This is a genomic window from Ligilactobacillus salivarius (assembly GCF_035231985.1).
GTDB lineage: Bacteria > Bacillota > Bacilli > Lactobacillales > Lactobacillaceae > Ligilactobacillus > Ligilactobacillus salivarius.
This window is the reverse complement of record NZ_CP117984.1, coordinates 57,640-70,348: the sequence shown is the minus strand read 5'-3', so window position 1 is coordinate 70,348 and position 12,709 is coordinate 57,640. Positions and strand designations below refer to the sequence as shown.

The window sequence follows — 12,709 nt, the reverse complement described above, 5'->3', positions numbered from 1 at the left end:
CAAAAATTCATTGAACGGATTTTTTTTATATTAATCTATTCAGCTTCTCCGGCATGTTCTTGATTAACGTCAACATGACGAACGGAATAACCAAGATAGAAGAGTAAACCTATTCCGAGCCAGATAAAGTAACTAATCCAAGCTGGTAGGGTGATGTTTATCATTAAAACAATACACACAACGATTGATAGGATTGGTAGGATATTTCCAAACGGAACCTTAAATGGTCGTGGTAAATCTGGCTGCTGTTTACGTAATAAAATTACGATTAAAGAGATTAGACTGAAGACTGCCAGAGAACCGACATTAGCAATTAAAGCTAAGTTTCTCATATCCATAAATCCAGCAAGAATAGCTGCTAAAAGTCCATTTAACCATAGCGCACGGTTAGGACTATGACTCTTAGAATTTAAGTGAGCTAGCTGCTTAGGTAAGAAACCACCACGACTCATGGACATTGTAATATTAGCTCCTGCATAAACAAAGGCAAGTACTACGGCCATGATGCCTAAAATAGCACCGGCAGAAACAATTTGGGCAGTTAAAGTATGTCCCTTTTCTAAAAGTACAAAAGCCATGGCTTCAGCAACATTGAGTTCCTTGTAAGGAACAACCCCGGTCATTACTAGACTAACTGCTACGTACAAAGCAGTTGAAACTACAAGTGAAATGATAATAGCACGAGGCAAATTATGTTGAACATTTTTAGCATCTTCTGCAGAAGTAGCGAGAGCATCAAAACCAAGAAAGGTGAAGAAAACAGTTGATGCTCCAACCATGATACCACTACCACCATATGGGAAGAAAGGATGCCAGTGAGTTGGACGTATGTGTTTAACATTAACAATAATGAATAGGAAAATTACAGTTAGTTTAATAATAACTAAAATGTTATTAAGTAGCTTACTTTCACTAGTTCCTTTTGTTAACACTAGGGTAATGAATAGAATCATGATAATCGCTGGTAAGTTCATAATACCGCCTGCTGATGGTGCAGCTAGAAAAGCTTTAGGTAGATGTACACCAAATTCTGCTAAGAATGAGTGGACATAACCTGTCCATCCATTTGCAACTGTAGCTGTTGTAGTAATATAAACTCCTAATAGTGTCCAGCCAGCAAAGAAAGCCATAACTTGCCCGATGGTAACCCAGGCATAAATGTAGGCACTTCCAGAGTTAGGGATTGAAGTTGAAAGTTCAGAATAACATAGCCCAATCAAACCACTAGCAATAGCAGCTACTAAGAAAGAAAAGATAACTGCCGGACCAGCAGTAGTAGCGGCTACAATACCAGTCAAAACCAAAATTCCAGTTCCAATCATCGCACCGATTCCCAGAATGGAAAGATCAAAAAGACCTAAAGAACGTTCGTCTTCCGACTTAATGCTGGCGTTTTTTAATACTTTATTAACGTCAATTTTATTTTTCATAGATTAGGTCGCCTCCTTTCCAAGCTAAAGGAGCAAATGTTAACCTTTATAAGGTGTGAATGGAAGGTCTAAACTATCTGCAACAGCTTTAGAAGTAAGGTTACCTTGATGTGTATTAATTCCTGTAAATATTGTGTTATCGTCAGCAGCAGCTTTATCAATACCTTTATTAGCAATTTCAATAGCATAGCGTACTGTTGCACTAGAAAGTGCTTCTGTAGCTGTCTTTGGAACAGCACCAGGCATATTAGCAACTGTATAATGAATAACGTCATGTGTTACATAGATTGGATCTTCATGAGTAGTTGCTCTCACTGTTGTTTCGAAGATACCACCTTGGTCGATAGGAATATCAACGATAACAGAACCTGGTTTCATATTCTTAATCATTTCTTCTGTAACTAATTTTGGTGCTTTAGCGCCAGGAATTAGAACCGCACCGATTACTAAATCAGCTTCTTCAACAGCTTTCTTGATGTTAGCAGTATTTGACATTAAAGTTTGAATCTTTCCATCAAAGATATTGTCAATTTCAGCCAAGCGTTGAGCGTTAATATCAAGAATTGTAACTTGTGCTCCCATACCAACGGCAATTTTAGCAGCGTTGAAACCTACAGTACCACCACCGATTATAGTAACTTTACCGCGATGTACACCGGAAACACCACTTAATAGAATACCTTTACCGCCATGTACTTGTTCTAAGAAATGAGATCCAACTTGAATTGACATACGACCAGCAATTTCACTCATAGGGAAGAGAAGTGGTAAACCGCCACCTCTACCAACCATTGTTTCGTATGCTACCCCTGTAACCTTCTTTTCAATTAAGGCTTCTGTTAATGGTTTATCTGCGGCCAGATGAAGATAAGTATAGATGATTTGACCTGGTTTGAAGTATTGGTATTCACTTTCCAAAGGTTCTTTAACTTTGATGACCATTTCTGTATCCCATGCTTCTTCTGCTGAACCCATTGTTGCACCAGCAGCGATATATTCTTCATCTGGGAAACCAGAGCCAACGCCAGCTCTTTTTTCAACAATTACTGAATGGCCTGCATGAACTAAGCTTGCTACAGCACTTGGAGTAGCACCAACACGTTCTTCTTGTTTTTTGATTTCTTTAGGTACACCGATTAACATAATAGGATACTCCTTTCCAAATAATGAATATTCCAAATAATGAATAAAAATTCAAATAATTTCTCATATTTCGTTGATAGCGCTTTCAACCTAATGTAAGAATAACACTTAAAAAGATAAATATCAACCCCTAAACCTAAAGTTTGTGAAATTTAATTCCCCTTTAATTAGCGGGTTTTGGGAGTTTTTTCACAAAGTTGCTCTTACCTTGTTATTTATAAAACAACATTAGAACGATTGTTAGAAATGATTAATTATACATTAAATATATAATTAATAAATGATTAGACTGGTTGATGTGAGAGTAGATATATCAAGTAATTTATGGAAAATTTATATTAGGTTATTAAAATTGGGAAAAATAAAAAAGGACTGAATTTAATAATTTCAGTCCTTTTTAATAATTAAATAGTTTCACCATTAATTTTAAAAGTTATTTCAGGAAATTCCTTATCTGCATCTTTACCTTCTAAAAATTCTAGTGCTTCACGTCTAATTTTACTTAAATTAACACCCTGAGCTTTAGCAGCAAAGACACAACCACAGTAGCATTGGCGATAAACATCGTATTCATGACACATTTCAACTGAACGTTGATAACCACCATTTTTTTTGAAATCACTAGGAAGGTAGTGGGTAGTATATAAACTCTGTACTTCTAGGCCGACTTGATTAATAACCTGAGAATTTTTATGTGGACTAATTGTTAGTGCACTTCCAAAGTAATCAAAACCTAATTCTACAGCTTTTTGTGCTACTTTATCTAGTCGATAATCATAACAAACACGACAACGTGCACCACCTTCGACTTCTTTTTCAAGTCCACGAACTTTTTCGAAATATTCTTGTGGTTTATAAGGGGCCGAAATAAATTTTACATCATTGCCAGTATTTTCATTAAAATCATGAATAAATTTTTGTTGGACATATTTTCTACGTTGATATTCAGCACGTGGATGAATATTTGAATTAGCATAGTAAACAGTAACATCAGCAAATTTTGTTAAGTACTCAAGCGTGTATGTACTACATGGTGCACAACAACTGTGTAAAAGAATACGTGGGCGAGTGTCAGCTTCTTCCCATTTCTTAACCATTTTTTGCATGACCTTATCGTAATTGATCTTTTGATTTTTATTCATTTTAGCAAGAATTTCTTCTACATCTATCAATTGACTCATCTCGATTCTATAACGAACTCAAATACTATAATACCATTAAAATCGCAGATTGAACTAATTTTCTTGACGTAAATTAGCATAATATTTATCAATGTAAGCTTTATAACTAACAGCCATAATAATATTGTGTAGCATACGCTGATATTCGGTATGCTCATTGCCTATTTCATCTAAGTCAGTTTTCAAACCAAAGACATACGGAAGAATATTTTCTAATTCTTCTACAAAATAATTATAGGCAACTTTAGTTGAATATGTTCGTCTTTGTAGTTCGATTGCTGCTTTTAAATCGCTAAGTTGCATTACATTTTTAGCAACAGCAATAAAAAATAATTCAGCAATTTGATCAGCTGCATAACGCTTTTTAACAGGTCGGCGAATTATCTTATGTTTAACATAATTACTAATCATCGAACTAGTTAGCTTTACATCGCCCAAAATTTCAAGCCTTTCGCTGATGTATGCAGTAGTTTGGTCTAAATACAATTCAACTTCAGGTAAATCGTCATATCGTGGTAGTTTAAAATTTTGGATACTTTGGCTTATTTTAAATTCTCTATTCATAAATTGATACCTCGCTAGCCTAAGTATATAGGTAAAGTAACATTTTATCAATGTAAAACTTATTATAAGTTTTTTAAAAACCGTTGACAATGTTTTTTATATTTTATAAGCTTAATGAAAATTCTATAAATAAGGAATGGTTGGAATTATGAAGAAAATAATTACAGATTCAGCAGCAAATTTAAATGTAACTGCATTAAATGGTATTGAACATCAAAGTGTAGGTTTAACTTTAATTTGTGGGGAGAAAGTATTTTTAGATGGTACTGATTTTGATCAAGTTGAATTCGATAAGTTTATCGAAAACAGTTCAACAGAAATAAAATCTTCTTGTCCTAGTGTTGAAAGTTATTTAGCAGCAATAGGGGATGCTGATGAAGTATATATTTTTACAATTTCAAGTGCACTTTCGGGTTCGTATAATACTGCACAAACAGCTAAAAAAATGATTCTAGAGGAAGATCCAAATAGAAAAATACACGTCTTTGATACAAAAGCAGCAGGTCCAGCAGAACGTATGGCAGCTGTTAAAGCTAGTGAATTACTAAATGAAGGGGGAGACTTTTCTGAAGTAGTAACACAAGTTCAAGCTTATATTGACCATTTAAAAATCTTCTTTAGATTACAGTCATTAACGAATTTAGCAAATAATGGTCGAATAAATAAAACTGTTGCGAAACTTGCAGGAGTCTTAAAAATTAATGTGCTAGGTTGGGCGAACGAAGAAGGAAAGATTGAACAATTAGGAAAAGCACGTGGAGCTAAACGTGCATATCAATCTTTGGTAGATACATTAGTTAAGCATAATTTTAATAGTAAAAAAGTGGTAATTGATCACGCAAACAATGAAAAAGGTGCATTAGCTTTGAAGGGCTTAATTCAAGCAAAGTATCCTGATTGTCAGATAGAAATTGGAATTTGTACAGCACTATGTAGCTTTTATGCAGAAAAAGGTGGCCTAATGGTCGGCTGTACTGTGAATGATGGTTAAAAATAAAATTTATTAATAAGAATTCCTCATCCTTTTGGGTGGGGATTTTTATTTGGAAAATTCTGTAAAATAAAGCTTTTCTATAATATTATAAAAAAGGATACGTAAGAGTAATGCTACATTAATTTTATCGTTTAGTTTTGGATACAATAAATGAGTAAGAAAGCTATTTATAGGAGAGAATAAAATGATAAGAGAATTTCAGATATCAGACACTCAGATAGTTATGCAGTTATGGCTTGCGGGAAATGAAGATGCCCATTCTTTCATTGCTAAAGAGTATTGGAAAGCTAATTTTGAAGAAGTGGAAAAACAATTATTGAAAGCTGATATTTTTGTTTATGATTTAAATGGAGAAATAAAGGGATTTATTGGACTGATGGATGAATATATTGCAGGGATTTTTGTTGATAAAGCGTATCGTTCTCAAGGTATTGGTAGGCAACTTTTGGAATATGTAAAACAATTGCACAGTACATTGTCATTAAATGTGTATCAAAAGAATGAACATGCATTAAGATTTTATCGTGAAAATGGGTTTACTATTGTTTCTAAGCAGAATGATGAACATACAGGGGAAATTGAATTTACGATGATTTGGAATAAAAATAAAGTCGAATAAATTCTAAATTTTAGCGAGAAAATTTTTGAATTGCGTATATTATTATTAGCACTGAAAAATGGGGGATAAATTATGAGTACAGTAAATATGAAAAAATTAAAGAATTTAACTCAATATAATTTTACTGCAACTTTTATTAAAGCAGATGTAACTGTTCGTGAAAGAAAATCAAGTAGCTTAAAAAATATATATCCAACTGTATTGTTAAAGAATGTATGTTTAGCGGATACTGGAGAATTAATCGCTAAATATTATTGGTTGGGATATGGGAAAAGTCTGGCTAAACTTGGAAGGCTAACATCAGGTACGCAATTAAATTTTGAAGCAAGACCAGACATTAACGTTTTAGGAAACAAAAATAATGGAGATATTGCATCTTTAATTACATGGCCAAAGAAATTTCAAAGACTGGATAAAACATATCAATATCAAGCTATTCCTGAAAACGAAAATCAATTGGTAGGATATATACTATCTAATAAAAAACAAGAATATAGTGAGAATGAACAATGGTATTTGGATCAATATGAGTTATGGCGAGAAGAAAATGCAGATGAATTAGATACTCTTGTAGAAGAAGTACCAACAATAGATGATTATCAAGATATAAAAGTGGAAGATGTTTTAGATGATAAACTAGAAAAGTATGCTGCCATAAGATCAGAAGAATTATCAGATAGTGAAAACAGAAAATACGTAATAATTGACAGAGAGACAAAGAAAATTCTGGATGATAACAATAGTTTGGGATATCTAAAAGTTAAAGATGCTTATGAAAGTTATGAACATCGCTTAATTAATGCTAAAGAACGTTATCGAAAACGTCGTGCATTAAGCTGGTTATTGAATCATGCTGATTTTGATAAGAAATTATTGGAAATTTATATTGAAATAACTGATAAAGGCCAATGGGAAGGTTATATCAGTTTCGATAAAAAATTAGTTGAAGATTTGTTGTTACAAGGAAACCATACTCATTTAGAATTTACTTCTAAAGATTTACTTGAAGTTTGGTACAAAGGATAAGAGAAAGAGACACAAGAAGACCCTAACTCAATTGCAAGCTAGGGTCTTTTAATTATCTGTTAATAATTATTTGTTAACAGCATCTTTCAAGCCTTTACCTGGTTTGAATGCAGGAACTTTAGATGCTGGAATTTCGATTTCCTTACCTGTTTGTGGGTTACGACCCTTGCGAGCTGCACGTTCACGTACTTCGAAGTTACCAAAGCCGATGATTTGTACTTTCTTACCATCTACTAAAGCTTCTTTAACTGTTTCTGTGAATGCTGAAACAGCTGCTTCTGCTTCTTTCTTAGTTGTACCCATCTTTTCTGCGATAGCTTCTACTAATTCGTTCTTGTTCATTAATAATCACTCCCAATAAATATAGGTATTAGGGCTATAAAACCTTAATCTTCTGCAATTGTACTATATTCAAATGTGTTTTTGCAAGGGCTTTATAAAAAAATTATAAGAATCTAGAAATTAAAAAGTAAAAATTAAGTAAATTTTATCAATTAACTTTTATATAGGGCTTTCTATCATATTAATATGAACAAATGATTAAAGAATAATTGTTTATTAATTAAAAATATGTTAATATAAAAAATAACTTTTAGAAGAAGGAGATGAAGTGCATGGAAAAGTTGCTAGGTGAAAAACGCCGCTACAAGCTTTATAAAGCTAAATCTAAGTGGGTGGTGTCAGCGATTATTACTATTTCTGGAGTTACATTTTTAGTGACAAGTCCAGTTTCTAACGCTCAAGCCGATACCGTTACTGGTAGTGAAAGTGTAAAAACAGAAGCTACTCAGGCATCAAGTTCGAGTGTGCAGAATAATGCGACAGCTCAAACAACTGTTACAACCAATAGTAATAGTTCTAACAATGTTTCTAATGTTCAAACTGATACCGTAAAAGAAGCAGCAACGAGCAATGTTGATTCAGTAGCTAGTCAAAATCAAGCTACAACAGCTCAACAGGCAAAAACTACTGCTGATACTGCTGATCAGACAGTACCACCAACAACCTATAAAGACCATGTCAAAGGAAATGTTCAAACTGCATGGGATAATGGCTATAAAGGACAAGGTATGGTGGTTGCTGTTATTGATTCTGGTGCTGATACAAACCATAAAGATTTCTCTAAAGCTCCTGAATCTCCAGCAATTTCTAAGGAAGATGCTGACAAGAAGATTAGCGAGCTAGGCTACGGGAAATATGCTTCAGAGAAATTCCCATTCGTATATAATTATGCGAGTCGTGACAACAACTGGGTTAAAGATGATGGCCCAGATGCATCAGAACACGGTCAACACGTTGCTGGTATCATTGGTGCTGACGGCCAACCAAATGGCAATGAACGCTATGCAGTAGGGGTAGCACCTGAAACACAGTTAATGATGATGCGAGTATTTAATGATCAATTTGCTGATGAAAATACTGATGATATTGCTCAAGCAATTTATGACGCAGTTAAATTAGGTGCTAATGTAATTCAAATGTCCTTAGGTCAAGGCGTCGCAGCTGCTAATTTGAATGATGTAGAGCAGAAAGCGGTTGAATATGCAACTCAACATGGTGTGTTCGTCTCCATTTCAGCTTCTAACAATGGTAATTCGGCAAGTGTTACTGGTGAAGAAGTTCCTTATAAACCAGGTGGAGCAGATGGAAACTTTGAACCATTCTCTAGTAGTACGGTAGCTAATCCAGGTGCATCGCGCAATGCAATGACAGTTGCAGCTGAAAACTCGGTTGTAGGTGCTGGTGATGACATGGCAGACTTCTCTTCTTGGGGTCCTTTACAAGATTTCACTTTGAAACCAGATGTATCAGCTCCTGGGGTTAGTGTAACTTCAACAGGGAACGATAATCGTTACAATACTATGAGTGGAACTTCTATGGCTGGTCCATTTAACGCTGGGGTTGCAGCTTTAGTAATGCAAAGATTAAAAGCTACTACTAACTTAAATGGAGCAGATTTAGTTCAAGCTACTAAAGCTTTAATCATGAATACAGCTAAACCAATGACGCAACAAGGATATGACACTCCAGTTTCTCCTAGACGTCAAGGTGCTGGTGAAATTGATGCAGGTGCTGCAACAGAATCTCCAGTATATGTTGTGGCAGCAGACGGCACAAGTTCTGTATCTTTGAGAAAAGTTGGAGATTCAACTCAATTCGCACTAACGTTTAAGAACTTATCCGATAAAGATCAAACATATACTTTTGATGATTTTGGTGGTGGATTAACTGAAGTGCGCGATGCCGATACAGGAACTTTCCACGATGTTTATCTGGCAGGAGCACATGTCTATGGAAATAAGACAGTAACCGTTAAAGCTGGACAAAGCGCAACTTATAATTTCACATTATCTTTAACAGGTTTGAAAGAAAATCAATTAGTTGAAGGTTGGTTGAGATTTGTAGGAAATGATGGTCAAAATCAATTAGTAGTTCCATATCTCGCATATTATGGTGATATGACAAGTGAAGATGTATTTGACAAAGCTGCTAATCAAGAAGGCACAGTCTATGGTGGTAACTACTTTGTTAATGAAGATAACTATCCAAGAGGGGTAGCTGATGAAGATTCCTTAAAGGCTTTAGTAAATCTTGAAGGTAATTATAATTGGCAACAAGTTGCTAAATTATACCAAGATGGAAAAGTTGCATTCTCACCAAATGCTGACGGTAAGAGTGACTTATTAAAACCATATGCCTTTGTTAAACAAAATCTAAAGGATCTTAAAGTTGAAGTATTAGATAAGAGTGGAAAAGTTGTTCGTGTAGTTGCAGATGAACAAGGTCTGGATAAGTCTTACTATGAAAGTGGAGTTAATAAAGACGTAACTTTATCAGTTTCAATGCGTAATAATCCAAATACTTTGGCTTGGGATGGAAAAGTATACGATGATAAGGCCGGTGAAATGGTAAATGCAGCAGATGGTGAATATACATATCGTTATGTTGCTACTTTGTATAATGATGGTGTAAATAAGGTTCAAACAGCTGATTATCCAGTAGTTATCGACACAACAGCTCCAGTATTATCAAATGTTAAGTATGATGCTGCAACACATACTTTAAGCTTTGATTATAAAGATACAGGATCTGGCTTTACAGATTATTCTTATGCAGTAGTTAAAGTTAATGATAAGACATTTGGCTATAAGTTAAATGATGGCAAGAATTCGAAGTTCTTAGATGCAGCTAAAACATCAGGAACATTTAAAGCCGTATTAGGTAGTGATACTTTAGCAGCACTTACTGCAGCTAAGAATGCTTTATCAGTTGCAGTTAGCGATGTAGCTGATAATACTTCAACAGTAACCTTACTGGTAAATGGAAATAATGATGCAACAACTAAAGTATCTGTTTGGAATGCAACTAATGGATTAGAACTCGATCAAAGTTCCCCAGATTATCAAGCAGCAACTTCAACTTATAACTTACGTGGGAATGCAACATCTGATTTCTATTACAATGGTGCATTAGTTCAAGTTGATAACAGTGGTAATTTTGTGGTTCCTGTAAGTACAAGTGATACTGCGGTTGTCTTCACATCAGATGCAGCTGGTAAGAATGTAGTATATAAATTGAATACAGCAACTCCAAAGGCTGTTTTTGTATGGCAAGTAAATAATACTGTTAAGGAAAACTTTGGTATTGTTTTAGATACAGTCGTAAGCAACAACAAGGATGATGTAGTCGTACAAGCAGCGGTTACTAAGGGGGATAATGTTGAAGCTTATGCACGCGACTACTTCACAGGTGCAGTATATAAAGCAGATGTAAAAGATGGATTAGCAACTTTCCACGTAAAAGTAACTAATAATAGTGGTAGAACTGTATTATTAGGATGGACAGAAGTTGTAGGACCAACATTTAATGATGTTCAAAGAACTTCTGCAAATGGTGTTTATTTGGGTGTTGATACAGATACAGAGAATCCTACGCCAGCACCAGCCTTTACAAGTGCTGACCAATTAGGAACAAATGTTGTTCAAGAAAAAGCTGATTCTGCTACAATTGGTAATCCAGGAGATTTGCCAGGACACAGTCTAAAGGACCTAACAACACGTGCAGATGCTAACCCAGATATCCACTTTGACTACTTGAAAGATAATGATTACAACTGGGTAGGAGCGCAAGCTGTTAAAGATGGTGTATATAATCCATCAACACAAGTATTTACTTTAACAGGTAAGGTTGATCCAAATGTTAAATCATTGGTGGTATTGGGAGATAGTTACAATGAAGATGATCCTGTAAATAAGGTTAACTTAAATAGTGATGGAACATTTAGTTTCCAATTCCATACAGCACCAACTTCACAAAGACCTGTTGCTTACATCTATACAAAAGATGATGGTTCAACAACTAGAGGTACAATGGAGTTAATCTTAGATACAGTTCTTCCAACACTTAGCTTAAATAATGTGGCTAATTTACAACTGGATAGTAATGGTGATTACCAAGTCTACACTAATAATAAAGACTTTAGTGTATCTGGAGAAGCTACTGATAATTTGGACGGATATTGTTTCTTCTTCAATGGAGATAATGATTATCGTGAATTCCACAATTCTGGTGTGAACTTTGTTGCTGAAGCTCATCAAGATGGAAGTACAGTGACTAATCCATATCCAGCATACAAGTTTAGTAAGACATTTAACTTAGCTGATGCAACTGGCGAAACAACACATGTATATACATTGAGTGTAGTTGACTTGACAGGTAATACTGTAACTAGGAAGTTCTATGTTCACTATCAACCAGCTAGTGATACAGTTAAGACTGTAACAACTGATAAAGATGGTGCAACCAAAGTTCTAGTAGATTACAATAACAATACACTACAAGTAAAAGATAATACTGGTAACTGGGTAAATGCTACTGCTGGAGTTGAAGCTGCTAAGAATTATCGAGTAGTTAATGAATATGGTAATGTGGTATTGTTACTAAATGTTCTTGCAGATAAAGAACAAGACAATAATAAAGTACAAGTTAATGAAGTTACAAATAATAAAGTAGAACAAACAGTAGTAACTAAGACTGTTACAAATAATAAAGTAGAACAAACAGTAGTAACTAAGACTGTTTCAAATAAATCTGTAGCTAAAGTGGGCAAAAAAGCTGCAGAACCAGTAAAAGTATTACCACAAACTGGTGAAAATAACAGTAAATCTACTTCTGTTCTAGGTGCAGTCTTAGCCTCAATCGCAGGATTCTTAGGTGCATTAGGCTTAAGACGTGTTAAAAAAGATTAATAAGTAATAACAAAGTGTCATTTGAGATATGAGTGAATCTCAATGGCACTTTTTTGGTTTGAGTTGAAATAATAGTTAATTGATATAAAAAGTGATATCATAATGATATCAAGAAAGAAGGTGGCAGAATGACACAAGATGAGAAAATGACTTCATTTTTGTTTAGGTTATCAAAAGATTTGAAACAAAAATTAGAAAAAAGAGCACAGCTTGAAAATAAAAGTGTCAATGCAACTTTGCAAGAAATTGTATCGGTAACTTTAAAAGATCCACCTAAGCAAGTAGAACAGGGTTCACTTGAGCAAAGAAATTTTTTAGGTCACAAAGTAGCTGGTAAAGAAATTGATCAAATCAATGGATTAGTTAGTATTAAAGGTATTTATTATCGGTATTTGATTGAAGGAAATCAATCAGTAAATGAAAATATTGACTACATCGTAATTGAAGCAGTAGGCAATATAATAACTTTAAGACCGCTTACAACATAGGAAAGAGGTAATATC

At 34.4% G+C, this 12,709-nt stretch carries 10 protein-coding genes; 5 read left to right on the top strand and 5 right to left on the bottom strand.

The window, feature by feature from the left end; all coding sequences use genetic code 11:
* Nucleotides 1–35 precede the first annotated feature (35 nt).
* The 4 genes from PTA89_RS09220 to PTA89_RS09205 all read right to left on the bottom strand — a co-directional run bounded on the left by PTA89_RS09220 (nucleotide 36) and on the right by PTA89_RS09205 (nucleotide 4,318).
* Complete coding sequence (locus PTA89_RS09220) at nucleotides 36–1,430, bottom strand: APC family permease (RefSeq protein ID WP_324177510.1); 1,395 nt, start codon at nucleotides 1,428–1,430, stop codon at nucleotides 36–38.
* 39 nt (nucleotides 1,431–1,469) lie between these two features.
* Complete coding sequence (gene ald, locus PTA89_RS09215) at nucleotides 1,470–2,573, bottom strand: alanine dehydrogenase (protein WP_324177509.1); 1,104 nt, start codon at nucleotides 2,571–2,573, stop codon at nucleotides 1,470–1,472.
* 404 nt (nucleotides 2,574–2,977) lie between these two features.
* The gene (locus tag PTA89_RS09210) at nucleotides 2,978–3,745 is read right to left on the bottom strand and encodes an epoxyqueuosine reductase QueH (RefSeq protein ID WP_250201207.1); all 768 of its coding nucleotides are present in this window, start codon (nucleotides 3,743–3,745) and stop codon (nucleotides 2,978–2,980) included.
* 63 nt (nucleotides 3,746–3,808) lie between these two features.
* Nucleotides 3,809–4,318, bottom strand: a complete 510-nt coding sequence (locus tag PTA89_RS09205) for a DUF1836 domain-containing protein (protein WP_003699259.1) — start codon at nucleotides 4,316–4,318, stop codon at nucleotides 3,809–3,811.
* Nucleotides 4,319–4,466: 148 nt separating this feature from the next.
* On the opposite strand from PTA89_RS09205, the gene PTA89_RS09200 reads away from it, so the two are divergent.
* The 3 genes from PTA89_RS09200 to PTA89_RS09190 all read left to right on the top strand — a co-directional run bounded on the left by PTA89_RS09200 (nucleotide 4,467) and on the right by PTA89_RS09190 (nucleotide 6,957).
* Nucleotides 4,467–5,309, top strand: coding sequence for a DegV family protein (locus PTA89_RS09200; protein ID WP_324177508.1), 843 nt, complete (start codon nucleotides 4,467–4,469; stop codon nucleotides 5,307–5,309).
* Nucleotides 5,310–5,496: 187 nt separating this feature from the next.
* Entirely contained in the window at nucleotides 5,497–5,931 is a 435-nt protein-coding gene (locus tag PTA89_RS09195; protein WP_160994007.1) for an N-acetyltransferase, read from the top strand.
* A gap of 72 nt (nucleotides 5,932–6,003) precedes the next feature.
* Nucleotides 6,004–6,957: a hypothetical protein gene (locus PTA89_RS09190; RefSeq protein ID WP_324177507.1), complete on the top strand. Its 954-nt coding sequence runs from the start codon at nucleotides 6,004–6,006 to the stop codon at nucleotides 6,955–6,957.
* A 66-nt stretch (nucleotides 6,958–7,023) separates the two neighbouring features.
* Here the strand turns inward: PTA89_RS09190 and PTA89_RS09185 are convergent, their stop codons facing one another.
* Nucleotides 7,024–7,299: an HU family DNA-binding protein gene (locus tag PTA89_RS09185; protein WP_003699254.1), complete on the bottom strand. Its 276-nt coding sequence runs from the start codon at nucleotides 7,297–7,299 to the stop codon at nucleotides 7,024–7,026.
* 272 nt (nucleotides 7,300–7,571) lie between these two features.
* Here PTA89_RS09185 and PTA89_RS09180 point away from each other — a divergent pair, with 272 nt between their 5' ends.
* Both PTA89_RS09180 and PTA89_RS09175 read left to right on the top strand, forming a co-directional pair.
* Complete coding sequence (locus PTA89_RS09180; protein ID WP_324177506.1) at nucleotides 7,572–12,206, top strand: S8 family serine peptidase; 4,635 nt, start codon at nucleotides 7,572–7,574, stop codon at nucleotides 12,204–12,206.
* Between the two features lie 128 nt (nucleotides 12,207–12,334).
* On the top strand, nucleotides 12,335–12,694 hold the full coding sequence (locus tag PTA89_RS09175; RefSeq protein WP_003703258.1) for a hypothetical protein: 360 nt from the start codon (nucleotides 12,335–12,337) through the stop codon (nucleotides 12,692–12,694).
* Nucleotides 12,695–12,709: the final 15 nt, after the last annotated feature.